Origin of the sequence: Psychrobacillus faecigallinarum (genome assembly GCF_014836595.1) — a bacterium.
Taxonomy (GTDB): Bacteria; Bacillota; Bacilli; order Bacillales_A; family Planococcaceae; genus Psychrobacillus; species Psychrobacillus faecigallinarum.
This window is the reverse complement of record NZ_JACSQO010000006.1, coordinates 169,793-192,603: the sequence shown is the minus strand read 5'-3', so window position 1 is coordinate 192,603 and position 22,811 is coordinate 169,793. Positions and strand designations below refer to the sequence as shown.

The 22,811-nt window shown below is 39.0% G+C and carries 34 protein-coding genes; all 34 read right to left on the bottom strand.

Translation table 11 applies throughout. From position 1 onward, the window contains the following. Complete coding sequence (gene rpsM, locus H9650_RS13130; protein ID WP_090567879.1) at window positions 1-366, bottom strand: 30S ribosomal protein S13; 366 nt, start codon at window positions 364-366, stop codon at window positions 1-3. 23 nt (window positions 367-389) lie between these two features. Next, window positions 390-503, bottom strand: coding sequence for a 50S ribosomal protein L36 (gene rpmJ / locus H9650_RS13125; protein WP_003247619.1), 114 nt, complete (start codon window positions 501-503; stop codon window positions 390-392). A 37-nt stretch (window positions 504-540) separates the two neighbouring features. Beyond that, a complete protein-coding gene (gene infA, locus H9650_RS13120) occupies window positions 541-759 on the bottom strand; it encodes a translation initiation factor IF-1 (protein ID WP_016429904.1) in 219 nt (72 codons plus the stop codon). Between the two features lie 454 nt (window positions 760-1,213). After that, the gene (locus tag H9650_RS13115; protein ID WP_144541010.1) at window positions 1,214-1,867 is read right to left on the bottom strand and encodes an adenylate kinase; all 654 of its coding nucleotides are present in this window, start codon (window positions 1,865-1,867) and stop codon (window positions 1,214-1,216) included. Between the two features lie 65 nt (window positions 1,868-1,932). Next, window positions 1,933-3,225 (bottom strand): preprotein translocase subunit SecY, encoded by a 1,293-nt coding sequence (gene secY / locus H9650_RS13110; RefSeq protein WP_144541008.1) that lies wholly within the window; start codon window positions 3,223-3,225, stop codon window positions 1,933-1,935. After that, on the bottom strand, window positions 3,225-3,665 hold the full coding sequence (gene rplO / locus H9650_RS13105; protein ID WP_144541006.1) for a 50S ribosomal protein L15: 441 nt from the start codon (window positions 3,663-3,665) through the stop codon (window positions 3,225-3,227). The genes secY and rplO overlap by 1 nt, the downstream gene beginning before the upstream one ends. Before the next feature lie 32 nt (window positions 3,666-3,697). Further along, window positions 3,698-3,880 (bottom strand): 50S ribosomal protein L30, encoded by a 183-nt coding sequence (rpmD, locus tag H9650_RS13100; RefSeq protein ID WP_144541003.1) that lies wholly within the window; start codon window positions 3,878-3,880, stop codon window positions 3,698-3,700. Between the two features lie 14 nt (window positions 3,881-3,894). Continuing rightward, window positions 3,895-4,395, bottom strand: coding sequence for a 30S ribosomal protein S5 (rpsE, locus tag H9650_RS13095; protein WP_144541001.1), 501 nt, complete (start codon window positions 4,393-4,395; stop codon window positions 3,895-3,897). Between the two features lie 21 nt (window positions 4,396-4,416). After that, window positions 4,417-4,776, bottom strand: a complete 360-nt coding sequence (rplR, locus tag H9650_RS13090; protein WP_144540999.1) for a 50S ribosomal protein L18 — start codon at window positions 4,774-4,776, stop codon at window positions 4,417-4,419. Between the two features lie 30 nt (window positions 4,777-4,806). Continuing rightward, window positions 4,807-5,346: a 50S ribosomal protein L6 gene (rplF, locus tag H9650_RS13085; RefSeq protein ID WP_144540997.1), complete on the bottom strand. Its 540-nt coding sequence runs from the start codon at window positions 5,344-5,346 to the stop codon at window positions 4,807-4,809. Between the two features lie 30 nt (window positions 5,347-5,376). Further along, the gene (rpsH, locus tag H9650_RS13080) at window positions 5,377-5,775 is read right to left on the bottom strand and encodes a 30S ribosomal protein S8 (protein WP_144540995.1); all 399 of its coding nucleotides are present in this window, start codon (window positions 5,773-5,775) and stop codon (window positions 5,377-5,379) included. Window positions 5,776-5,805: 30 nt separating this feature from the next. Then, window positions 5,806-5,991, bottom strand: coding sequence for a 30S ribosomal protein S14 (gene rpsN, locus H9650_RS13075; protein WP_053591330.1), 186 nt, complete (start codon window positions 5,989-5,991; stop codon window positions 5,806-5,808). A gap of 18 nt (window positions 5,992-6,009) precedes the next feature. Continuing rightward, the gene (gene rplE / locus H9650_RS13070) at window positions 6,010-6,549 is read right to left on the bottom strand and encodes a 50S ribosomal protein L5 (RefSeq protein ID WP_144540993.1); all 540 of its coding nucleotides are present in this window, start codon (window positions 6,547-6,549) and stop codon (window positions 6,010-6,012) included. 23 nt (window positions 6,550-6,572) lie between these two features. Continuing rightward, complete coding sequence (gene rplX, locus H9650_RS13065; protein WP_144540991.1) at window positions 6,573-6,881, bottom strand: 50S ribosomal protein L24; 309 nt, start codon at window positions 6,879-6,881, stop codon at window positions 6,573-6,575. A 37-nt stretch (window positions 6,882-6,918) separates the two neighbouring features. After that, entirely contained in the window at window positions 6,919-7,287 is a 369-nt protein-coding gene (rplN, locus tag H9650_RS13060) for a 50S ribosomal protein L14 (protein ID WP_053591327.1), read from the bottom strand. A 44-nt stretch (window positions 7,288-7,331) separates the two neighbouring features. Next, complete coding sequence (gene rpsQ, locus H9650_RS13055) at window positions 7,332-7,595, bottom strand: 30S ribosomal protein S17 (protein WP_144540989.1); 264 nt, start codon at window positions 7,593-7,595, stop codon at window positions 7,332-7,334. Between the two features lie 18 nt (window positions 7,596-7,613). Beyond that, entirely contained in the window at window positions 7,614-7,814 is a 201-nt protein-coding gene (gene rpmC / locus H9650_RS13050) for a 50S ribosomal protein L29 (protein ID WP_053591325.1), read from the bottom strand. After that, on the bottom strand, window positions 7,804-8,238 hold the full coding sequence (gene rplP, locus H9650_RS13045; RefSeq protein WP_144540987.1) for a 50S ribosomal protein L16: 435 nt from the start codon (window positions 8,236-8,238) through the stop codon (window positions 7,804-7,806). The genes rpmC and rplP overlap by 11 nt, the downstream gene beginning before the upstream one ends. Window position 8,239: 1 nt before the next feature. Then, complete coding sequence (rpsC, locus tag H9650_RS13040) at window positions 8,240-8,896, bottom strand: 30S ribosomal protein S3 (protein ID WP_144540985.1); 657 nt, start codon at window positions 8,894-8,896, stop codon at window positions 8,240-8,242. A gap of 3 nt (window positions 8,897-8,899) precedes the next feature. Next, the gene (rplV, locus tag H9650_RS13035; protein ID WP_144540983.1) at window positions 8,900-9,244 is read right to left on the bottom strand and encodes a 50S ribosomal protein L22; all 345 of its coding nucleotides are present in this window, start codon (window positions 9,242-9,244) and stop codon (window positions 8,900-8,902) included. Between the two features lie 20 nt (window positions 9,245-9,264). Then, window positions 9,265-9,543 (bottom strand): 30S ribosomal protein S19, encoded by a 279-nt coding sequence (gene rpsS, locus H9650_RS13030; protein WP_090567829.1) that lies wholly within the window; start codon window positions 9,541-9,543, stop codon window positions 9,265-9,267. 60 nt (window positions 9,544-9,603) lie between these two features. Continuing rightward, window positions 9,604-10,434: a 50S ribosomal protein L2 gene (gene rplB, locus H9650_RS13025; protein WP_144540982.1), complete on the bottom strand. Its 831-nt coding sequence runs from the start codon at window positions 10,432-10,434 to the stop codon at window positions 9,604-9,606. 41 nt (window positions 10,435-10,475) lie between these two features. After that, the gene (gene rplW / locus H9650_RS13020) at window positions 10,476-10,760 is read right to left on the bottom strand and encodes a 50S ribosomal protein L23 (protein ID WP_144540980.1); all 285 of its coding nucleotides are present in this window, start codon (window positions 10,758-10,760) and stop codon (window positions 10,476-10,478) included. Next, window positions 10,760-11,383, bottom strand: a complete 624-nt coding sequence (gene rplD / locus H9650_RS13015; RefSeq protein ID WP_144540978.1) for a 50S ribosomal protein L4 — start codon at window positions 11,381-11,383, stop codon at window positions 10,760-10,762. Before rplD ends, rplW begins: the two co-directional genes overlap by 1 nt. Window positions 11,384-11,409: 26 nt before the next feature. Next, window positions 11,410-12,039, bottom strand: coding sequence for a 50S ribosomal protein L3 (gene rplC, locus H9650_RS13010; protein ID WP_144540976.1), 630 nt, complete (start codon window positions 12,037-12,039; stop codon window positions 11,410-11,412). A gap of 45 nt (window positions 12,040-12,084) precedes the next feature. Then, window positions 12,085-12,393 carry a 30S ribosomal protein S10 gene (gene rpsJ / locus H9650_RS13005; RefSeq protein ID WP_042478628.1) on the bottom strand — a complete coding sequence of 103 codons (309 nt, stop codon included), beginning with the start codon at window positions 12,391-12,393 and terminating at the stop codon, window positions 12,085-12,087. Window positions 12,394-12,786: 393 nt separating this feature from the next. Further along, window positions 12,787-14,103: a Na+/H+ antiporter family protein gene (locus H9650_RS13000; protein ID WP_151112050.1), complete on the bottom strand. Its 1,317-nt coding sequence runs from the start codon at window positions 14,101-14,103 to the stop codon at window positions 12,787-12,789. A gap of 118 nt (window positions 14,104-14,221) precedes the next feature. Continuing rightward, complete coding sequence (locus tag H9650_RS12995) at window positions 14,222-16,210, bottom strand: FtsX-like permease family protein (protein WP_191697393.1); 1,989 nt, start codon at window positions 16,208-16,210, stop codon at window positions 14,222-14,224. Then, complete coding sequence (locus H9650_RS12990; protein WP_191697392.1) at window positions 16,200-16,961, bottom strand: ABC transporter ATP-binding protein; 762 nt, start codon at window positions 16,959-16,961, stop codon at window positions 16,200-16,202. The genes H9650_RS12995 and H9650_RS12990 overlap by 11 nt, the downstream gene beginning before the upstream one ends. Before the next feature lie 99 nt (window positions 16,962-17,060). Further along, complete coding sequence (locus H9650_RS12985) at window positions 17,061-18,086, bottom strand: sensor histidine kinase (protein ID WP_144540968.1); 1,026 nt, start codon at window positions 18,084-18,086, stop codon at window positions 17,061-17,063. Window positions 18,087-18,088: 2 nt separating this feature from the next. Next, complete coding sequence (locus H9650_RS12980; protein WP_191697391.1) at window positions 18,089-18,778, bottom strand: response regulator transcription factor; 690 nt, start codon at window positions 18,776-18,778, stop codon at window positions 18,089-18,091. Between the two features lie 92 nt (window positions 18,779-18,870). Further along, window positions 18,871-20,058, bottom strand: coding sequence for an elongation factor Tu (gene tuf / locus H9650_RS12975; protein ID WP_144540964.1), 1,188 nt, complete (start codon window positions 20,056-20,058; stop codon window positions 18,871-18,873). A gap of 116 nt (window positions 20,059-20,174) precedes the next feature. Then, window positions 20,175-22,253: an elongation factor G gene (gene fusA / locus H9650_RS12970; RefSeq protein ID WP_154312067.1), complete on the bottom strand. Its 2,079-nt coding sequence runs from the start codon at window positions 22,251-22,253 to the stop codon at window positions 20,175-20,177. Window positions 22,254-22,303: 50 nt separating this feature from the next. Further along, a complete protein-coding gene (rpsG, locus tag H9650_RS12965) occupies window positions 22,304-22,774 on the bottom strand; it encodes a 30S ribosomal protein S7 (RefSeq protein ID WP_144540960.1) in 471 nt (156 codons plus the stop codon). Window positions 22,775-22,811: the final 37 nt, after the last annotated feature.

Genomic DNA, 22,811 nt, shown 5'->3' with positions numbered 1-22,811 from the left:
TTATTTTTTCTTGTTAGCTACTGTTTTACGTGGACCTTTACGAGTACGTGCATTGTTCTTCGTATTTTGTCCGCGTACTGGTAAGCCGCGACGATGACGGATTCCTCGGAATGAACCGATTTCCATCAGACGTTTAATGTTTAGTGATACTTCACGACGAAGGTCACCTTCTACTTTGTATACACCGATTTGTTCACGGATTTTGTTTAGCTCGTCTTCAGTAAGATCACGAACGCGAGTCTCTTCAGAGATACCAGCTTCCGCTAATACTTTTTGTGACGTAGTTTTACCAATTCCGAAAATGTATGTTAATGCAATAACAACGCGTTTATCGCGTGGAATGTCAACACCAGCAATACGTGCCATATGTGTCGTGCACCTCCTTCTTATTATCCTTGTCTTTGTTTGTGTTTAGGATTTTCACAGATTACCATTACTTTACCGCGTCGGCGAATTACTTTACATTTTTCGCAGATCGGCTTCACAGATGGTCTCACTTTCATCTAACCCAACCTCCTTAGTAGTCCGGAGTGCAAAAGATTATTTAAAACGGTACGTGATACGACCGCGAGTTAAATCGTAAGGAGAAAGTTCAATTGTGACTTTATCTCCAGGTAAAATGCGGATAAAGTGCATACGAATTTTACCCGATACATGCGCAAGTATCGTATGACCGTTTTCTAATTCTACCTTAAACATCGCGTTTGGCAAAGTCTCAACAACTGTTCCTTCGACTTCAATTACATCATCTTTCGCCATCAACCCTGTCTCCCTTCTATATACAAATCAGGTTCTCATCAATATTCAAACGTAATTTGCTGTAGTATAGCCTCAAAATGAACGAAACTATTCGTTTTAAGCATATGTTTGGAAATCATGAGAGATGTTCGAAAGACACTCGTAAGGTTTCGTTTTAACGCAATCCACCGAGTAGACTGACTGGTAGAAACCTGTCTCCCTCATGTCAACATGTTCGTACGAATGTGTTGGATGAGTTCCATAGTACCCGTTCGATTAATGCTTTCCACGAAACCCATTATACCCTTTCAGAAATCAAAATGCACGTGGACTAGGGGGTCCTCGCTGTTAACACATTTCAAGTTCATCCAGTTCGTATACCGGGCGCAATATGCTTTTGCAGCTCTCGAAAAAAACGTTTACGTTCTTTGCATACTACCCGGATATTCAGTCGTCTGCGACGGGCACCGGGCTCTTAGATGCGGTTGCCCTGTAACAGAGCATCGATGTCAGCGAAGACTACTTTAATATCTTGCTGGCCATCTAAATTACTTAAAACACCTTTGTTCTGATAAAAATCAAGCAAAGGTTGTGTTTGCTTCATATTTACTTCCAGACGGTTTGTCACCGTTTCGGGATTATCGTCCGCACGCTGATAAAGCTCTCCTCCATCTTTGTCACAAACACCATCTTTAGCAGGTGGGTTGAAAACAAGATGATAAGCAGTGCCGCACTCTTTACAAATACGACGACCTGTTAGACGTTTAATCAATTCTTCTTGTTCTACTTGAATATTAAGCACATGCTCAATAGATTTCCCTAGATCCGAAAGTAAAGCATCTAAAGCTTCAGCTTGAGGAACTGTACGTGGGAAACCATCTAATAGGAATCCTTGATCGCAATCTGGTTTACTTAATCTTTCACGAACAATACCAATCGTAACTTCATCGGGTACTAATGCACCTTGATCCATAAACGATTTTGCTTTTAAACCAAGCTCCGTGCCTTCTTTAATAGCTGCACGAAACATGTCGCCTGTAGAAATATGAGGGATTGCGTACTTCTCAACAATTTTATCTGCTTGTGTACCTTTACCGGCACCAGGCAGACCCATTAAAACGATATTCATACGGAAATGCCCCCCAGGACTATTTGTTGATTTTTAGGAACTCTAACCGTTCCTAAAAACCGACATTATTTCATAAAGCCTTTATAGTGACGTTTAACTAATTGCGATTCTAATTGTTTCATTGTTTCAAGGGCTACCCCAACAATGATTAGCAGACTTGTTCCGCCAATTTGTATAGATTGTGGTAAACCAGCAAACTTTACAAATAATAATGGCATAATAGAGATTACTGCTAAGAAAATAGCACCTACAAATGTTAAACGGTATAAGACGCTTGTTAAGTAATTTTGTGTGTTTATCCCCGGACGGATACCTGGAATATACGCACCTTGCTTTTTCAAGTTGTCTGCTACATTTTCCGGGTTCACCTGAATGAACGCATAGAAATATGTAAAGGCAGCTATCAAAGCAACATAAATGATCATACCTACTGGCTGAGTGTAATCTAACATATTTCTAATAAATTCTGTCGTTTTGTTCTCACCAAAGAACAAAATGATAGACTGCGGAGCCATAAGGAACGCAGATGCAAAGATTACTGGGATAACTCCCGCAGCATTAACTTTTAAAGGTAAATGTGTTTGTTGACCTCCAGTTTGAGAAGAGCCCGCAACACGTTTTGCATATTGAATAGGAATTTTACGCAACGCTTGTTGAACGTAAATAACTCCTACTGTAACAGCAATGATTGCCAATAAAAGCAAGATAATAATCACGATGTTGATGAATAAAGCATCACCAGCATCTTGAATTTGTTGAGCATACAATTGGTTTATACCGTTTGGAATAGCTGCAACAATCCCTGCGAAGATAATCACGGAAATACCATTACCCACGCCTTTAGAGGTGATTTGCTCACCTAACCACATTAAGAATGCAGTACCTGCAGTTAATACGATTGCGATGGTTAAGTAGGTCATGATTCCTTCATCTTTTATCAAAGAACCGCTATACATTTGGTTAAACCCATATGACATAGCAATCGCTTGTATAAAAGCTAAAACAATTGTGAAGTAACGAGTAAATTGAGCAAGCTTCCGTCTTCCGACTTCACCTTGTTTTGCCCACTCTGTAAACTTCGGAACAACGTCCATTTGTAACAACTGAACGATGATTGATGCTGTAATATATGGCATGATACCCATTGCTAAAATAGAGAAGTTAGCAAGTGCTCCACCACCAAATGTATTTAAGAAACCAATCAAACCTAATTCATCGGTTTGCTTTAACGCATCTGCATTAACGTGAGGTACTGGAACAAATGTCCCAATACGAAACACGATTAGCATCAATAAGGTAAAAATGATTTTATTTCGAATATCTCTCACACGCATAAAGTTGGAGATTGTCTGAAACATTAAACCACCTCAGTTTGTCCGCCAGCATTCTCGATTGCTTCTTTTGCTGTCGCAGAGAATTTGTGAGCTTTTACTGATAGTTTCTTCTCAAGAGTTCCATTACCTAAGATCTTAATACCAGATTTTTCACTACTCACAACACCTGTTTCAATCAATAGAGCAGGTGTAACTTCTGTGCCTTCTTCGAAACGATTTAATGTGTCAAGGTTCACAATTGCATATTCTTTACGGTTGATGTTAGTAAATCCACGTTTTGGTAAACGACGGAATAAAGGGTTTTGACCCCCTTCAAATCCTGGACGTACTCCTCCGCCTGAACGAGAATTCTGACCTTTATGACCTCTACCTGCAGTTTTACCATTACCAGAACCGATACCACGACCTACGCGGTTACGTGTAGAGCGAGATCCTTCTGCTGGTTTTAACTCATGAAGTTTCATATGGTGGCACCTCCTTATTCTTAAAATAAACCTTAAATTTCTTTCAAAGTTACTAAGTGAGCTACTTTGCCAACCATTCCGCGGATAGCGGCGTTGTCTTGGTGCTCAACTGTTTGATGAAGTTTACGTAATCCAAGAGCTTCTGCTGTTTTGCGTTGATTTGGTTTTGCACCAATCAAGCTTTTAGTAAGGGTGATTTCTAATTTAGTTGCCATTGTAATTTCCCCCCTTATCCTAACAGTTCTTCTACTGATTTACCACGTAATTTAGCAACGTCCTCAGCACGTTTTAGTTGATTTAAACCTTGTACTGTAGCACGAACCATGTTAATTGGTGTGTTAGATCCAAGTGATTTCGAAAGAATATCAGTAATACCAGCTAATTCAAGAACCGCACGAACCGGTCCTCCAGCGATAACTCCAGTACCTGGTGCTGCTGGTTTAACTAGAATAGATCCAGCTCCAAAGCGACCAATTACTTGGTGAGGAGTAGTTCCGCCAACTCTTGGTACTTCAATTAGGTTTTTCTTCGCATCTTCAACTGCTTTACGGATAGCATCTGGAACCTCTTGAGCTTTCCCAGTACCAAATCCTACATGTCCGTTTTTGTCTCCAACTACTACTAATGCAGTAAAACGGAAACGACGTCCACCTTTTACAACTTTAGCAACACGATTAATTGTTACTACGCGTTCTTCAAGTTCAAGTTTGTTTGGGTCAATACCACGCATGAAATATGTCCCTCCTTCTTCTTAAAATTCTAAGCCGTTTTCACGTGCAGCTTCAGCTAACGCTTTAACACGTCCATGATATAAGTAACCGCCACGGTCGAATACAACAGATTTAATGTTCTTTTCAGTAGCGCGTTTAGCGATTGTTTCTCCGATCAATTTAGCAGCTTCAACGTTTCCAGCTGTGCCATTGAAATCTTTGTCCATAGTTGATGCACTTACGATTGTTACACCTTGTGCATCATCAATAAGTTGAGCGTATAAGTGTTTATTAGAACGGAATACATTTAAACGAGGACGTTCAGTAGTACCCGTGATTTTTGTACGAACACGTGCATGACGTTTCTTACGAACTTGATTTTTGTCTTGTTTCGTAATCACAGTAGTCACTCCTTTCTAATGCGCAATGCATTATTTACCTGTTTTACCTTCTTTGCGGCGTACAACTTCACCTTCATAGCGAATACCTTTACCTTTATAAGGCTCAGGTGGGCGAACTTGACGGATGTTAGATGCTAATGCACCAACGCGTTCTTTGTTAATACCGCGAACGATAACTTTTGTATTAGAAGGAACTTCAACTTCAAGTCCATCTTCAGGAGTGAATTCAACTGGATGAGAGTACCCTACGTTAAGTACAAGTTTCTTACCTTGTAATTGTGCACGGTAACCAACCCCAACTAATTCAAGTCCACGTGCAAATCCTTCAGAAACACCAGTAATCATGTTTGCTAATAAAGCACGAGTTGTGCCATGGATTGTACGGTGTTCTTTAGAATCTGAAGGACGAACTAAAGTAATAACATTACCTTCTTGTTCAATCTTGATATCTTGGTTAAAAGAATTTGTTAATTCACCTTTTGGTCCTTTAACGACTACTGAGTTATCAGCGCTAACTGTAACAGTAACGTTAGCAGGAACCTCTATTGGTTTTTTACCTACTCGAGACATTTTGTTGCACCTCCATTCGTTTGTTGATTATTACCAAACGTAAGCTACGATTTCTCCGCCAACTTGTTTAGCGCGAGCTTCTTTATCTGTTAATAAACCATTTGAAGTAGAAACTAAAGCAATTCCTAAACCGTTCAATACTTTAGGCACTTCGTTTGTTTTAGCGTAAACGCGTAGACCAGGTTTTGAAATACGTTTCAAACCAGTGATAACGCGCTCGTCGTTTTGACCATATTTTAAGAAGATACGGATGATTCCTTGTTTGCTATCTTCTACATATTCAACGTCACGGATGAAACCTTCGCGTTTTAAAATTTCAGCGATTTCCTTTTTCAAGTTTGAAGCAGGAATTTCTAATTTCTCGTGACGAACCATGTTAGCATTACGAATGCGTGTTAGCATATCTGCAATTGGATCTGACATTGTCATTACATTTACCTCCTTCCCAGTTATAGGGGATTACCAGCTTGCTTTTTTAACGCCAGGAATTTGTCCCTTGTATGCAAGTTCACGGAAACAAATACGGCAAAGCTTAAATTTACGATATACAGAGTGCGGACGTCCACAACGCTCACAGCGTGTGTATTCTTGCACTTTGAACTTTGGCGTACGTTGTTGTTTAACGATCATTGATTTTTTAGCCACGTTTTCGCCTCCCTTATTTTACTTTTGGAATGGCATACCGAACTGTGTTAATAACTCACGAGCTTCTTCGTCAGAGTTCGCAGTTGTTACAATTACGATGTCCATACCGCGTACTTTCGAAACTTTATCATAATCGATTTCAGGGAAGATTAATTGCTCTTTTACTCCTAAAGTGTAGTTACCGCGACCGTCAAATGCTTTTTTAGAAACACCACGGAAGTCACGTACACGTGGAAGAGAGATAGAGATTAATTTATCCAAAAAGTCATACATACGCTCTCCGCGTAATGTAACTTTTGCACCGATTGGCATACCTTCACGTAGACGGAATCCAGCGATCGATTTTTTAGCTTTCGTAACTACAGGTTTTTGACCTGAAATAATTTGTAATTCTTCAACAGCAGCATCAAGTGCTTTTGTATTAGATACAGCATCACCCACACCCATGTTGATAACAATTTTATCAACTTTAGGAACTTGCATTACTGAACTATATTCAAACTTGCTCATTAGAGCAGGAGAAACTTCCTTAAGATACTTTTCTTTTAGGCGGTTCATGTGTGTACCTCCTTTCTCTTTACTTATTTAATAATTTCACCAGATTTTTTCGCAACACGAACTTTTTTGCCATCTTCTACTTTATAACCTACGCGAGTCGGCTCGCCAGTTTTTGGGTCGATTAACATAACATTCGATACGTGAATTGCAGCCTCACGGCTCTCAATTCCTCCTTGCGGATTAGCTTGGTTTGGCTTCATGTGTTTTTTGATGATGTTGACACCTTCAACTAAAACACGGTCTTTCTTCGGATAAGCTGTAAGGATAACGCCTGTTTTCCCTTTGTCTTTACCCGAGATCACCATTACTTTGTCGCCTTTTTTAACATGCATTCTTGTCGCACCTCCTTGATTGGCACTTTCATGATAATTAAAGAACTTCTGGAGCTAAAGATACGATTTTCATGAAGTTGCTGTCACGTAGTTCACGCGCAACAGGTCCGAAAATACGAGTTCCACGCGGTCCTTTATCGTCTTTGATAATAACGCATGCATTCTCATCAAATTTGATATAAGTTCCGTCTTTACGGCGTACGCCGCTTTTAGTGCGAACGATAACTGCTTTAACTACGTCACCCTTCTTGACAACGCCACCTGGTGTTGCTTTCTTAACTGTACATACGACGATATCGCCGATATTAGCAGTCTTACGTCCAGTACCACCAAGTACTTTTATTGTTAAAACTTCACGTGCACCTGAGTTGTCTGCAACTTTCATACGAGTTTCTTGTTGGATCACTTAGGTTACCTCCCTCCGGAATTAATTAGTTCCGAAATTTATTATTAGATAATAACCGCTTTTTCTACAACTTCCAGTAAACGGAAACGTTTTGTAGCTGATAGCGGACGAGTTTCCATGATACGGACGATATCGCCGATTTGGGCTTCGTTTTGCTCATCATGAGCCTTAAATTTCTTAGAATATTTTACACGCTTACCGTATAATTTGTGTTTTTTATGAGTCTCAACTAAAACAGTAATAGTTTTTTCCATTTTGTCAGAAACTACACGGCCAGTGTATACTTTGCGTTGATTACGCTCAGTCATGCCTGAAAACCTCCTTTATCAGTTGTTTGCACTGATTTCTCTTTCGCGAATCACAGTTTTCATACGTGCAATCGCCTTACGAACTTCACGAATGCGAGCTGTGTTTTCTAATTGACCAGTCGCCAATTGGAAGCGAAGGTTGAAAAGCTCTTCTTTCAGTGATTTTACCTTTTGTTCAATTTCTGCAGTAGTAAGTTCACGGATGTCATTAGCTTTCATTAGATTCACCACCAATTTCTTGACGTTTAACTATCTTACATTTAATAGGAAGCTTATGAGATGCTAAGCGTAAAGCTTCGCGAGCTACCTCTTCAGATACGCCAGCAATTTCAAACATAATTTTCCCTGGTTTAACTACAGCTACCCAACCTTCAGGAGCACCTTTACCGGATCCCATACGAACCTCTAGAGGCTTTTTCGTATAAGGTTTATGTGGGAAGATTTTAATCCATACTTTACCGCCACGTTTCATGTAACGTGTCATTGCAATACGAGCTGATTCAATTTGACGACTTGTAATCCAGCTAGCTTCAGTTGCTTGTAAACCAAACTCACCGAATGCTATTTCTTTACCGCCTTTTGCTTCACCACGCATTTTCCCACGGTGTTCGCGACGATATTTAACGCGTTTAGGCATTAACATATTATTTGCCTCCTTCCTCAGAGTTCTTCTTAACTGGAAGGACTTCACCACGATAGATCCATACTTTAACGCCTAACTTACCGTAAGTAGTGTCAGCTTCAGCATGTGCATAATCGATATCTGCACGTAATGTATGAAGTGGTACAGTTCCTTCGCTGTAATGTTCAGCACGCGCAATGTCAGCGCCGCCTAAGCGTCCAGATACTTGAGTTTTAATACCTTTAGCGCCAGCACGCATTGTGCGTTGAATTGCTTGTTTTTGAGCACGACGGAAAGATACGCGGCCTTCTAATTGGCGTGCAATACTTTCAGCTACTAATTTAGCATCAAGGTCAGCTCTTTTAATTTCTACGATGTTGATGTGTACACGCTTGCCAGTGATATCGTTCAAGTGTTTACGAAGTGCTTCGACTTCAGTACCACCTTTACCGATTACCATTCCTGGTTTCGCAGTGTGAATAGTGATGTTAACACGTTTAGCAGCACGTTCGATTTCTACAGTAGAAACTGAAGCATCTTTTAAACGAGTTTCGATATACTTACGAATTTTTAAATCTTCATGAAGTAAGTTTGCATAGTCTTTACCAGCGTACCATTTTGACTCCCAGTCACGAATGATCCCAACTCGCATTCCTATTGGATGAACTTTTTGACCCACGAATTATCCCTCCTTCTTCTCAGATACCACTACAGTAATGTGGCTTGTACGTTTGTTGATAGCACTTGCACGACCCATCGCACGTGGACGGAAACGTTTCAATGTTGGACCTTCATCAACAAATACTTCAGAAACAACTAGGTTGTTAATATCTAAATCATAATTGTGCTCAGCGTTTGCAATAGCAGATTTTAATACTTTCTCAACAACAGGAGATGCTGCTTTAGGAGTAAGTTGTAAAATTGCAACTGCTTCACCGACTTGCTTACCTCTGATTAAATCAACGACTAATCTTACCTTACGAGGAGCAATGCGCACTGTTTTAGCAATAGCTTTTGCTTGTGACATTTGAATGACCTCCTCTCAAATTAGCGTCTTGTTTTCTTATCATCTGCACCATGACTTTTATAAGCGCGTGTTGGTGCAAACTCGCCTAGTTTATGACCTACCATATCTTCAGTCACGTATACCGGTACATGTTTACGTCCGTCATATACTGCGATTGTTAATCCGATAAAAGTAGGGAAAATTGTTGAACGGCGAGACCAAGTCTTAATCACTTGTTTTTTCTCAGAGTCCTTTTGTGCATCGACCTTTTTCAATAAATGATCGTCTGCGAAAGGTCCTTTTTTCAAGCTACGACCCATGCTGAAACCTCCCTCTGTGATTGCACCACGGCTCGTTCTTTGAACCGTAGTAAAACCACTTTATTTTTTACGACGACGAATAATAAGTTTGTCGGATTTGTTTTTCTTGCTACGAGTTTTGTATCCAAGAGTTGGTTTACCCCATGGAGACATTGGAGACTTACGTCCGATTGGAGTACGTCCTTCACCACCACCGTGTGGATGGTCGTTAGGGTTCATTACAGATCCACGTACAGTTGGGCGTTTACCTAACCAACGATTACGACCTGCTTTACCGATGTTTACAAGTTCATGTTGTTCATTTCCTACTTCACCAACAGTAGCGCGGCAAACACCTAGGATTAAACGAACTTCACCAGATTGTAAACGTACGATAACGTACTTACCTTCTTTACCTAATAATTGAGCAGATGTACCAGCAGAACGAACTAACTGACCACCTTTACCAGGTTTCATTTCGATGTTATGGATAGTAGTACCCATTGGAATGTTTTGCAATGGAAGTGCGTTACCTACTTTAATATCAGCTTCTGGACCTGACACGATTGTCATTCCAACTTCTAAGCCTTTAGGAGCTAGGATATAACGTTTTTCCCCATCAGCATAATTTAGTAATGCGATGTTTGCAGAACGGTTTGGATCATATTCAATAGTAGCAACACGTGCTGGAATACCGTCTTTGTTTCGTTTGAAATCAATTACGCGGTATTGGCGTTTGTGTCCACCACCATGATGACGAACAGTAATTTTACCTTGATTGTTACGGCCGCCTTTACGCTTAACAGGAGCAAGAAGTGATTTCTCAGGCTTGTTCGTTGTGATTTCAGCGTAGTCAAGTGAAGTCATGTTACGACGTCCGTTTGTCGTTGGTTTATACTTTCTAATCGCCATTTTATTCCCTCCTTCTTGATTATTAATTCCTTGTTAAAGGATTAAATTTCGAATAACTCGATTTCTTTGCTGTCTGTAGTTAATGTAACAATCGCTTTACGACGTTTGTTAGTATAACCGCCAAATTTACCTACGCGTTTGAATTTACCTTTGTAGTTCATGATGTTAACTTTTTCAACATCTACTCCAAAGATTTCTTCAACTGCATATTTAACTTGTGTTTTGTTAGCGCGAGTGTCCACTTCGAAAGTGTACTTTTTATCTGCCATTACTTCAGAAGAACGCTCGGTAATGACCGGACGTTTAATAATATCACGTGCTTCCATTAACCAAGCACCTCCTCTACTTTTTCTACTGCAGCTTTAGTCATCACTAATTTATCGTGACCAACTAAATCTAATACGTTAATGCCTGTTGCAGACACAACTGTGATTCCAGGGATGTTACGAGCAGCTAATGCTACGTTTTCATCTAAATCAGCAGTTACTACTAACGCTTTTTTATTGATTGAAAGGTTAGATAACACTTTCACAAATTCTTTTGTTTTTGGAGCATCAAATGCTAACCCTTCAAGTACTACGATGCTTTCTTCACGCACTTTAGATGAAAGAGCTGAAAGAAGAGCTAAACGACGTACTTTCTTAGGTAATTTATAGCTATAGCTACGTGGAACTGGACCAAATACAGTACCACCGCCACGCCATTGTGGAGAGCGGATCGAACCTTGACGAGCACGACCTGTTCCTTTTTGCTTCCATGGTTTACGACCACCACCAGCTACTTCAGAACGATTTTTCACTTTGTGATTACCTTGACGAAGTGAAGCACGTTGAGAAATGATAGCTTCAAATAGCACAGATTCGTTTGGTTCAATTCCGAAAACTTTATCGTTTAACTCGATTTCCCCAACAGAAGATCCTGCTTGATTGAATAAAGATACTTTTGTCATTCCTGTTTCCTCCTTTCTTCAGAGAATTATTTCGATTTAATAGCAGCCTTAACAACTACTAATGATTTACGAGAACCAGGAACATTACCTTTTACTAATAATAGGTTACGTTCAGCATCCACTCTTACGATTTGTAAGTTTTGGATTGTTACTGTGTGTCCACCCATTTGACCAGGTAATTTCTTTTGTTTGAATACACGGTTCGGAGCAACTGGCCCCATTGAACCTGGACGACGGTGATAACGAGATCCATGGGCCATTGGTCCACGAGATTGTCCGTGGCGTTTAATAACACCTTGGAAACCTTTACCTTTAGTAATACCTGTTACATCAATTACATCGCCTTCTGCAAAACTTTCTACGTTGACTTCTTGACCAACCTCGTAATTAGCTGTATCCAAGCCGCGGAATTCGCGGATGAAGCGCTTAGGAGCGGTGCTAGCTTTAGCTACGTGTCCTTTAGCAGGTTTGTTAGAAAGCTTTTCGCGCTTATCTTCAAAACCTAACTGAATCGCTTCGTAACCGTCTGTTTCTGCAGTTTTCTTTTGAAGCACTACGTTTGGAGTAGCTTCAATAACTGTTACAGGGATTAAGTCACCGTTCTCAGCAAATACTTGCGTCATACCGATTTTTCTACCTAAGATTCCTTTGGTCATCCGTCACACCTCCTATAATAATTAGTTGTTTTTTATCTTTTACCATTAAAGTTTGATTTCAATATCAACGCCAGATGGTAAATCAAGCTTCATTAACGCATCAACAGTTTGTGGTGTTGGGTTAACGATATCGATAAGACGTTTATGCGTACGCATTTCGAATTGCTCACGAGAATCTTTATACTTATGAACAGCACGAAGAATCGTATACACAGATCTTTCAGTCGGAAGTGGAATCGGACCCGATACACTTGCACCTGAACGTTTAGCAGTTTCTACAATTTTCTCAGCAGATTGATCCAGGATTCTGTGATCATACGCTTTTAAACGAATACGAATTTTTTGTTTTGCCATTATTTTCCCTCCTTTTCGCCTATTTTCTAGACATTCTCCACGAAAATTTTCCGTACACTCGCCATGGCAAAGCGGCCGGGTGTGTCGGTAACCTCTCGTTTCATCGCAGTCAAAGACCAACATTCAACATTATATACAATAAAAAAAGAATATGCAAGTCTTTTTCTTGAATTCTTTTTATATGCTTCAACTATTTATATATTCATTTAAACTATGCGTTTTTTTAGCCGTTTTCTAGTATATAAAATTCTTATTTAAATTACAAATGAAATGAATGGTAGAAGTTCCTCGGATAAGAAAAGTGATTGCTCTATTGTATCCCTCGATAATTATTGGGAAATGTCATCTATTATCTTGCCCTATATAAAAAGAGCCCCAGAGGAGCTCTTTCTCTTATAGTACATATACTACTGCAAGCCAGCCAAAAATGATTAACGGTATATTGTAGCAAATGAATGTCGGTACTACTGTATCCCAAATATGATTATGTTGTCCGTCAACGCTTAAACCAGCTGTTGGTCCAAGTGTGGAATCAGATGCCGGCGAACCCGCATCCCCCAATGCACCTGCAGTCCCTATTAAAGCTATAGTAGCTAAGGGGCTTAATCCTAACTCTAATGCTAAAGGAACAAAGATCGCTGCGATTATTGGAATGGTGGCAAAGGAAGAGCCAATTCCCAAAGTTACGATTAAACCAATTACTAACATAATTAACACAGCCAAGCTGACATTACCCTTTAATAATTCTGCAGATGCCTCTACTAAACTTTCTACATGACCAGTTGAACTGATGACAGCAGCAAATCCGTTTGCTGTAATCATAACAAACCCTACGAATGCCATCATACGCATACCTTCTGTTAATAGCTGGTCAGCTTCCTTCCATTTTAAAGCACCTGTTACATAAAGTATTGTGATTCCAGCTAGAGCCCCTGCTATCATTGAGTCGGTTGCGATTTGTGCATACAAAGCCGCAATCAACGAAATAATTGTGAAGAACACGCTGCTTTTTTTAACGTTTAGTTGTAATCCTTCTACTTTAACTTCTTCTTGACGGTATTGTCTTGGCTTTCTATATAAAACAAACGCCATAACAAGCCCTACAACCATTCCTAAGGCTGGTACTGCCATCGCGCGAGGAATATCCTCTAAAGCAACTGTAAGACCAGATAGCTCCATCTGTGTTGCCACAATTTGTTGATAAATCGCTCCGAACCCATATGGTAAGAACATATAAGGGGTAATTAACCCAAATGCCAAAATACATGCAATCAATCTACGATCTATTTGGAGCATATTTAATACTTTTAAAATAGGTGGAACTAATAATGGAATAAATGCGATATGAATCGGTATTAAGTTCTGCGAGAAAATAGCCATCATCAATAGCAATAAGAATACTAATACCTTAGCTAAACCTGTCTTTTGGGAATCCCCTTCCCTTCTGACAACCTTGAGAATTGCCGCCACTAATAACTCTGGTATGCCTGTCTTCGATATGGCAACTGCAAAGCCTCCTAAGAGCCCGTAGCTAAGCGCTATTGTTGCTCCTGCACCTAATCCTCCAGTAAACGCTTCTATCGTTTCTGTGACCGATAAGCCAGCTGTAAGCCCACCTACCAATGCACCTATGATTAATGAGAACACTACATTTATACGAAGTAAACTCAGAATTAACATAACAGCAACTGCTATCAATACTGCATTCATTTAAAACACTCACTTTCACACACTAGATTGCTAATATGATAGAAGTTTATAGTTAATCCATTTAAAAGTCAATAAGAAAAACTCTTTGTTGTAAAACAAAGAGTTTTCTGTATACAGACTATAGTGATTCATTGACTACTTTTTTATAGTATCCGACCGTAAGGATAGCAAATACAGAGTAAAGAATAATATAGACTCCCATCGTAATGAGTAAAGGAGCTACTAGTTCTGTACCAAATAGCATCCAGCCCGATTTAACAGCAAAATAGCTATGCGCTAAACCAATGATTAATGGAAATCCAAAGTTGAATAATTGCTTTCGATAGATTCCTCTCATTAGTTCATTTGTTGTAAATCCGATTTTACGAAGAATGGTATAAGATTCTCTTTCTTCATCGGCCTCCGACATTTGTTTGAAGTATAAAATACTACCTGTAGTCACTAGGAAGGCTAATCCAAGAAAACCTGTAATAAATATAACTAGACCAAACATATCTAGCGTAGAAGAGCGATACATTTCCTGCGAGTCAACCTGAAAGTGTTCACTGTAACCATCACTATTTGCTGCTTCATTATAACCGTCATTCGTAGTAGACTCGTAAATATACTGTGCTTCTTTTTGATTGGAGGAATCTTTTATATTAATGCCTACTTGTTTTTCCCAAATAGTATTTTGACCAATTATACTATCCTTAGCGAGCTGTTCAAACTGCTGATCCGTTACTATAAAAGATACTCCTGCACCCGTAAGTTTATAAACAAGAGGTGACTCTTCCTTGACTTCTTTTATATGTAAAGAGATATCACCTTCAGAAGTCGTTATGCTTACCGGTTTATCACTCTCTATCTTTACAATTTCAGACATCATACTACTATAGCCACTCACATAGCCCTCACCCTCCTCCAAAGAAAGCTGTGGCCACATTTTTTGTGCATCACTAAGTTTCAGCAGTTGATAGAATCCTTTGGCATTCATCTCCATACCAGCTGGAATGCCTGCTTCGTAGAGCTCAGCAGTCTCCACTTCTGCATTCAGTAGATCGATTTCGGTTTTATTATAACTAATTCCCTTGTTATCTAGTTCCTCTAAAAATGCTTCACCATGTTCATTTAACAATATAAAATCAAAAGGAACATTCCGTTCTGCCATAGAACCTGCAGAATAGTAGGAGATATAAGATAAACAAAGTATTGCTAAAGCAGTTGCCGATATAACAGTAATTGTCGTTAAGGACATCGCATTTGCTTTCATTCTGTGCATGATTGGTGTTAATGAAAGAACATCTTCAATTGATAAATGTCCTTTTTTTCGCTTTCTTGCTAAGTTCATAAGAAATGCAACTGAAAAACGGAAGACTAAGAATGTACCAAAAATGGTCGAACCTAAGATCGATAGCATTTTAATTAGTAGCATATTTGCGTTCTCCGAATATACCTCAAACAAGGAGGTAGATAAGTAGTAACCATATCCAATCATTAATAATCCTAAAAGTCCAAGGAACATTTGGAAACCACTAAATTTCTTTATTTTCTCCTCTGCAATAGCGGTAGAATGGAAAAGCGTTATTAAAGAAACTCTTCTAATAGTAAACGTCGTTTGTATCAGGACTACTATGAGCAACACTAAAAATACTAAAACTGTCATTTGTAAAGCCTCTACTGAAAAGGTAAGGTCTACTAAAACATCCTTTTCCAGCACCTTCAATAAAATCATTGCAAATATCCGAGACGTTAGGAATCCAATGATTACCCCTAAACTAAGAGCACCAATCCAAAGTATTGTGTTTTCCAATGCTAACAATCTTGTTACTAAACTTTTCGACATACCAATAAGCTGATATAAACCTATTTCCTTACTTCTTCTCTTCATAAATAAGCGATTAGCATATAAAACAAAGAAAACAACTACAAATAACAACAAGTAAGAAGCGGCCTTTAAACCTGCAGTAACTTTAACGCCTACCGATATTTCCACTATGCTTGGATTATATTGAAGCGTGACGAAAGAAAAATAAAGTGTGACACTAAAGATTAAAGCAAAGAAGTATAAGTAGTAATGCTTAATATTCTTTTTCATACTACGGAAAACTAGCTGACTAAGCGTCATAACCATCACCACCAAGCACACCTTGCGTATTCATAATCTCCTGAAAGAACTGTCCGCGATTATTTTCCCCTTTGTATAGTTCTGTATATAGCTGGCCATCCTTTAAAAACAATACACGCGAGCAAAAACTTGCTGCCACCGGATCATGTGTTACCATCATAATAGTAACTTTCTTATCCTTATTAATTTTTTCCATGTTAGTAAGTAATGCGCTTGCTGCTTTAGAATCTAGTGCCCCTGTAGGTTCATCCGCAAATACAATGGTTGGATTCCCAATTAAAGCTCTTCCCGCAGAAGTTCTTTGTTTTTGCCCCCCTGAAATCTCATTTGGATACTTATGAATAATATCTTCTATTCCTAGAGTCCTTATAATTTCTTGAAAACGATCTTCAGCCTCTTTTTTCGTTACCTTACTAATCGATAAAGGGAGCAGAATATTTTCTTTTACAGTTAGCGTATCCAATAAATTATAATCTTGAAAAATGAAACCTAATTGTTCTCTTCTAAAATTAGATAACTGTTTTTCCTTCATTCTACGCAAGTTATTTCCTGCTATTTCAATAACCCCTTCTGTCGCTTGATCTATAGAAGCTAGTACATTAAGAAGCGTAGTTTTTCCAGAACCGGATGGTCCCATTATTCCTACAAACTCACCTTCTTGAACCTCTAAATCAATTCCCTTTAAAACTTCCTGCGCTGTAGATTTTTTTCCATATATTTTTTTTATTTTACGACCGCTTAATATGATCATGGATTTTCCTCCTATACCTTATTAACCTTATTTTAAAATGTTTTCTTCCTTTAATCGTTCGATTAACATGACGAATAAATAAAGTAGATGACAATTTTGTCACCTACCTAAGATGTTGGACATTTCATTTTTCAAGGGAAATTGAAGTATAAAGGAAGTTCCTTCATTAACCTTAGACTGAACACTAATTTTTATACCTAGTTTGTCTGCAGCATTTTTGGCTAGGTATAGCCCCATTCCTGTTGAGGCATTCGTTTCACGTCCCGTTGTACCTGTGAAGGCCCTGTTAAATATTCGTGGTAAATCCGCTTGTCTAATACCACTACCAAAATCTTGAATTGTTAGAAGTTGATGACCGACTGAATCTTTACGTAAAAACAATTGAATAATGCTGTTTTCTTTACTGTACTTAACACCATTTGATATTATTTGTCTTAGTATAAATGCCAACCACTTTTGATCAGTTAGGACAGTTTTTTGAAGATCATCTATGTCAAAACCAATATTCTTTTGAATACACCATCCCTGCAGTTCTTTTATCTCCTGATAAACTACCTTTTTTAAGTTTACCTGCTCAATAATATAATCCTTTTCCAATGAGGATAGTCTCGTGTGATGCAGCTGCTGATCTAGCAATAGATGAATTCTAAGCCATTCTAATTCTAGCTTTCTTTGCATTTTAGAATCCTCTAAGGAGTCAATCATTAGCTTCATACTTGTTAATGGAGTTTTCACTTCATGAATCCATGAAACAATTTGGTCATCTTCCTCTAGGTGTTTAACCTTTAAATCGTTTAGTTCGTCTATTCCTATCCTAAAGCAATCCTCTAATACCTCAGTTACTTTCTTTTCAAAGCTAGAACTGCCTTCTGGAAACACTTCTTGGAGTCGATCAAAACTTGATTCCACTCCCAGGTTCTCTTGTAGACTTTTTATATACTGTGTTTCTTTTCTAAATCGCCATACTAGAAACAATAAAAAAGCAATTGCATTTATCATATTTATATAAAGTAAGGAGACATCCTTAAAGGCAACATCAAGGGTTAATATAATGTTCAACCAAACCTGGAGGGTAAGAAAGAATATTATCCACGATATTCTTTCTTTGAGAAATGTCAGCAACATGTTTATCCCTCCTTTGAAATGGCCATATAACCTAATCCTTTTTTGGTTTGGATGACATCAGTCAAACCAATCTCTTCTAATTTTAAACGCAGACGATTCACGTTAACGGATAAAGTATTATCATTAACAAATCTCTCGTCATCCCATAGTTTTCTCATTAATTCATCGCGCGATACAATCTTGTCTACAGATTGCAATAAAACCCGCAAAATAAATAATTCGTTTTTAGTTAATTCTACCGAGAGGTCGTTCCTTAAGAGAACACCTTTCGAAAAATCTACCGTCGCTCCGTTCCACCTTGTCATTTCATTTTGCTCTTCCCCATAATCATAGGTTCTTCGAAGTATTGCCTGAACCTTCGCAAGTAAAACATCCATATGAAAGGGTTTTTGTACGAAATCATCTGCACCAATTTGCATTGCCATGATCATATCCATTGGATGATCCCGAGAAGATAGAAATATAATCGGTACTTTAGAAACTGCCCTTATTTGCCTACACCAATGAAATCCATCATAAGCCGGAAGCTGAATATCTACTATAACTAACTGTGGAGCTTCTTGTATGAAATCATCCATTACGCGCTGAAAAGTTGATGGGCCTATAACTTCTAATGCCCATTGTTTAAAACGATCCTGTATCATCTCGAATATTGACATGTCATCTTCAATTAAAAATACTTTTACGCTCAATGGAACCACCCCTTTAAAATTAGTTTACCATTTTTAAGCACAAAAAAATCCACCTCGTCGTCACGAGATGGATTTTATAATTTAATTATAGATTACTTAGTGATAGTAGCAACTACACCAGCGCCTACAGTACGTCCACCCTCACGGATAGAGAATTTAGTACCTTCTTCGATAGCGATTGGAGAGATTAGAGATACAGTCATTTCGATGTTATCTCCAGGCATAACCATTTCTACGCCTTCTGGTAAGTTACAAACACCAGTTACATCAGTTGTACGGAAGTAGAACTGAGGACGGTAGTTTGAGAAGAATGGAGTATGACGTCCACCCTCTTCTTTAGAAAGAACATAAACTTCAGCTTTGAAGTCTGTGTGTGGAGTGATTGAACCTGGTTTAGCTAAAACTTGACCACGTTGGATCTCTTCACGAGAAACCCCACGAAGAAGAGCACCGATGTTGTCTCCAGCTTCTGCATAGTCAAGAAGTTTACGGAACATTTCAACTCCAGTCACAGTAGTTGATTTTGCTTCTTCAGTAATACCGATGATGTCTACAACGTCACCGATTTTAACTTGTCCACGCTCAACACGTCCTGTAGCAACTGTACCACGACCAGTGATTGAGAATACATCCTCAACTGGCATCATGAATGGTTTGTCAGTTTGACGTTCTGGTGTTGGGATATAGCTATCTACAGCGTCCATTAATTCAACGATTTTTTCTTCCCATTCTGGCTCTCCTTCAAGAGCTTTAAGAGCAGAACCTTTGATTACTGGAATGTCGTCGCCTGGGAAATCGTATTCAGAAAGAAGGTCACGAACTTCCATTTCAACTAATTCAAGTAATTCTTCGTCGTCTACCATATCACATTTGTTCATGAATACAACTAGGTATGGAACACCTACTTGTTTAGATAAAAGAATGTGTTCACGAGTTTGTGGCATTGGGCCATCAGCAGCAGATACTACTAGGATCCCGCCGTCCATTTGAGCTGCACCTGTGATCATGTTTTTAACATAGTCAGCATGTCCTGGGCAGTCTACGTGAGCGTAGTGACGAGTTTCTGTTTCATATTCAACGTGAGAAGTGTTGATTGTGATTCCGCGCTCTTTTTCTTCAGGAGCGTTATCGATGTCAGCGTATGATTTAGCTACTCCACCCATTTTTTTAGAAAGAACTGTAGCGATTGCAGCAGTTAAAGTTGTTTTACCATGGTCAACGTGTCCGATTGTACCAACGTTAGCATGTGTTTTGGAACGGTCAAATTTTTCTTTAGCCATTAGAGAAATCCTCCTCAGTAATTGTTTGTTTTTTTTATGATAAAAGATAGGGACAAGTAGTCCCTATATTTCATACACTACAAGAAAGTTATACTTGAATCAAGATGAAAATTCAATTATTCACCTTTGTGTTTTTTGATAATTTCTTCAGCAATTGATTTTGGAACATCTTCATAGTGATCAAATACCATCGAGAATACTCCACGACCTTGTGTATTTGAACGTAATGATGTTGCATATCCAAACATTTCAGCAAGTGGAACCATTGCACGTACTACCTGTGCGTTACCACGAGCGTCCATACCTTCAACGCGTCCACGACGAGATGTGATATCACCCATGATGTCTCCTAAATATTCTTCAGGAATAACAACTTCTACCTTCATGATTGGTTCAAGAAGTGCTGGGTTTACTTTAGAAACAGCATTTTTCAATGCCATAGATGCTGCGATTTTAAATGCCATCTCATTCGAGTCAACATCATGATATGATCCGTCGAATAATTTAGCTTTAATATCGATTAATGGGAATCCAGCGATTACACCGTTGTCAAGTGAGTCACGAAGACCTGCTTCAACAGCTGGGATATATTCACGTGGTACAACCCCACCAACGATAGCATTTTCAAACTCAAAGCCTTTTCCTTCTTCGTTTGGAGAGAACTCGATCCAAACGTGTCCGAATTGACCACGTCCACCAGATTGGCGAACGAATTTACCTTCAACTTGTGCCGATGAACGGAAAGTTTCACGGTAAGATACTTGGGGAGCACCTACGTTAGCTTCTACTTTGAATTCACGACGCATACGGTCTACTAGAATATCAAGGTGAAGTTCACCCATACCAGCGATGATTACTTGACCAGTTTCTTGGTCAGTATGTACGCGGAATGTTGGATCTTCTTCAGCTAATTTTTGTAGGGCTTGACCCATTTTATCTTGGTCAGCTTTAGTTTTTGGTTCAACAGATAGTGAGATAACTGGCTCTGGGAATTCCATAGATTCTAGAATTACTAGAGATTTTTCATCACATAATGTATCACCAGTTGTTGTATCTTTTAAGCCTACTGCTGCAGCGATATCTCCAGCGTAAACTTGTGAGATCTCTTCACGAGAGTTAGCATGCATTTGTAGGATACGACCTACACGCTCACGCTTACCTTTAGTAGAGTTTTGAACGTATGAACCAGATTGAAGAGTACCAGAATACACGCGGAAGAAAGTTAATTTACCAACGTAAGGGTCAGTCATAACTTTAAACGCTAATGCAGAGAATGGTTCAGAATCGTCAGAGTGACGTTCTACTTCTTCTTCGCTATCAGGATCGATACCTTTCATAGCTGGAATATCAAGTGGTGATGGAAGGTAAGCAACTACTGCATCAAGAACTTTTTGAACACCTTTGTTTTTGAAAGCAGTACCACATACTACTGGATAGAATTCTACGTTAAGGGTACCTTTACGGATACCAGCAACTAATTCTTCAGTTGTAATTTCTTCTCCACCAAGATATTTTTCCATTAAATCTTCATCAAGCTCAGCTACCGCTTCAACTAATTTTTCACGGTATTCTTCAGCTTGTGCTTTATATTCTTCTGGAATTTCAACTTCTTGGATATCAGTACCTAAGTCGTTTCCGTATACAGTAGCTTTCATTGTCACTAGGTCAATGATACCGCTGAATTCATCTTCAGCACCAATTGGTAACTGAATTGGATGAGCGTTAGCTTGTAGACGGTCACGAAGAGTTCCTACAGAATATAAGAAGTCCGCACCTGTTTTATCCATTTTGTTTACAAAAACAATACGTGGTACGCCATAAGTTGTAGCTTGACGCCATACTGTTTCAGTTTGTGGTTCAACACCAGATTGAGCATCTAGTACTGTAACCGCACCATCAAGTACACGAAGTGAACGTTCAACTTCAACTGTGAAGTCTACGTGTCCAGGTGTATCGATAATGTTTACACGGTGATTATCCCAAGCAGCTGTTGTCGCAGCAGAAGTGATAGTGATACCACGTTCTTGCTCTTGCTCCATCCAGTCCATTTGTGAAGCACCCTCATGAGTTTCCCCAATTTTGTGGATTTTACCAGTGTAGTATAGAATACGCTCCGTAGTAGTCGTTTTACCAGCATCGATGTGAGCCATGATACCGATATTACGTGTTTTTTCTAAGGAGAACTCTCTAGCCATATTGTATTTCTCCTTCCAATTTCGGATTAGAGTATGATTGTATTAAAATCTTACCAACGATAGTGAGCAAATGCTTTGTTAGCTTCCGCCATTTTATGCATATCTTCACGTTTCTTAACAGAAGCACCTGTGTTGTTAGATGCATCAAGAATTTCATTAGCTAAACGCTCTTCCATAGTTTTTTCTCCACGAAGACGTGAATAGTTTACTAGGTAGCGAAGACCTAAAGTATAACGACGGTCAGGACGTACTTCAACCGGTACTTGGTAGTTAGCACCACCAACACGACGAGCACGAACTTCAAGAACTGGCATAATGTTGCTTAATGCAGCTTCAAATACTTCTAATGCATCTTTACCAGAACGTTCTTTTACAAGATCAAACGCTCCGTATAGAATTTTTTGAGAAGTACCTCTTTTACCATCAATCATCATTTTATTGATTAAACGAGTTACTAGTTTCGAATTATAAATTGGATCTGGTAACACGTCACGTTTGGAAACAGGACCTTTACGAGGCATGTGTTTTCCTCCTTTCGACGAATGTCAAATTATTAAA

Coding starts and splice junctions, on each gene's coding strand:
- rplV (WP_144540983.1), bottom strand. CDS start 9,244: ATGTCACAAGCAAAAGCTATTGCTAAAACAGTGCGCATTGCTCCTCGT.
- rplO (WP_144541006.1), bottom strand. CDS start 3,665: ATGAAACTTCATGAGTTAAAACCAGCAGAAGGATCTCGCTCTACACGT.
- rplB (WP_144540982.1), bottom strand. CDS start 10,434: ATGGCGATTAGAAAGTATAAACCAACGACAAACGGACGTCGTAACATG.
- rpmC (WP_053591325.1), bottom strand. CDS start 7,814: ATGAAAGCTAATGACATCCGTGAACTTACTACTGCAGAAATTGAACAA.
- H9650_RS12995 (WP_191697393.1), bottom strand. CDS start 16,210: ATGACGCTTAGTCAGCTAGTTTTCCGTAGTATGAAAAAGAATATTAAG.
- rplC (WP_144540976.1), bottom strand. CDS start 12,039: ATGACCAAAGGAATCTTAGGTAGAAAAATCGGTATGACGCAAGTATTT.
- H9650_RS12985 (WP_144540968.1), bottom strand. CDS start 18,086: ATGTTGCTGACATTTCTCAAAGAAAGAATATCGTGGATAATATTCTTT.
- rplP (WP_144540987.1), bottom strand. CDS start 8,238: ATGTTAATGCCTAAACGCGTTAAATATCGTCGCGAACACCGTGGGAAA.
- rpsM (WP_090567879.1), bottom strand. CDS start 366: ATGGCACGTATTGCTGGTGTTGACATTCCACGCGATAAACGCGTTGTT.
- rpmD (WP_144541003.1), bottom strand. CDS start 3,880: ATGGCAACTAAATTAGAAATCACCCTTACTAAAAGCTTGATTGGTGCA.
- fusA (WP_154312067.1), bottom strand. CDS start 22,253: ATGGCTAGAGAGTTCTCCTTAGAAAAAACACGTAATATCGGTATCATG.
- rpsQ (WP_144540989.1), bottom strand. CDS start 7,595: ATGACTGAGCGTAATCAACGCAAAGTATACACTGGCCGTGTAGTTTCT.
- H9650_RS13000 (WP_151112050.1), bottom strand. CDS start 14,103: ATGAATGCAGTATTGATAGCAGTTGCTGTTATGTTAATTCTGAGTTTA.
- H9650_RS12990 (WP_191697392.1), bottom strand. CDS start 16,961: ATGATCATATTAAGCGGTCGTAAAATAAAAAAAATATATGGAAAAAAA.
- rplE (WP_144540993.1), bottom strand. CDS start 6,549: ATGAACCGCCTAAAAGAAAAGTATCTTAAGGAAGTTTCTCCTGCTCTA.
- rpsH (WP_144540995.1), bottom strand. CDS start 5,775: ATGACAATGTCAGATCCAATTGCAGATATGCTAACACGCATTCGTAAT.
- rplW (WP_144540980.1), bottom strand. CDS start 10,760: ATGGAAGCACGTGATATTATTAAACGTCCGGTCATTACCGAGCGTTCT.
- rplD (WP_144540978.1), bottom strand. CDS start 11,383: ATGACAAAAGTATCTTTATTCAATCAAGCAGGATCTTCTGTTGGGGAA.
- rplF (WP_144540997.1), bottom strand. CDS start 5,346: ATGTCTCGAGTAGGTAAAAAACCAATAGAGGTTCCTGCTAACGTTACT.
- rpsJ (WP_042478628.1), bottom strand. CDS start 12,393: ATGGCAAAACAAAAAATTCGTATTCGTTTAAAAGCGTATGATCACAGA.
- rpsG (WP_144540960.1), bottom strand. CDS start 22,774: ATGCCTCGTAAAGGTCCTGTTTCCAAACGTGACGTGTTACCAGATCCA.
- secY (WP_144541008.1), bottom strand. CDS start 3,225: ATGTTTCAGACAATCTCCAACTTTATGCGTGTGAGAGATATTCGAAAT.
- tuf (WP_144540964.1), bottom strand. CDS start 20,058: ATGGCTAAAGAAAAATTTGACCGTTCCAAAACACATGCTAACGTTGGT.
- rpmJ (WP_003247619.1), bottom strand. CDS start 503: ATGAAAGTGAGACCATCTGTGAAGCCGATCTGCGAAAAATGTAAAGTA.
- infA (WP_016429904.1), bottom strand. CDS start 759: ATGGCGAAAGATGATGTAATTGAAGTCGAAGGAACAGTTGTTGAGACT.
- rpsE (WP_144541001.1), bottom strand. CDS start 4,395: ATGCGTGGTATTGACCCAAACAAACTTGAACTTGAAGAACGCGTAGTA.
- rplX (WP_144540991.1), bottom strand. CDS start 6,881: ATGCATGTTAAAAAAGGCGACAAAGTAATGGTGATCTCGGGTAAAGAC.
- H9650_RS13115 (WP_144541010.1), bottom strand. CDS start 1,867: ATGAATATCGTTTTAATGGGTCTGCCTGGTGCCGGTAAAGGTACACAA.
- rpsS (WP_090567829.1), bottom strand. CDS start 9,543: ATGGGTCGTAGCTTGAAAAAAGGACCTTTCGCAGACGATCATTTATTG.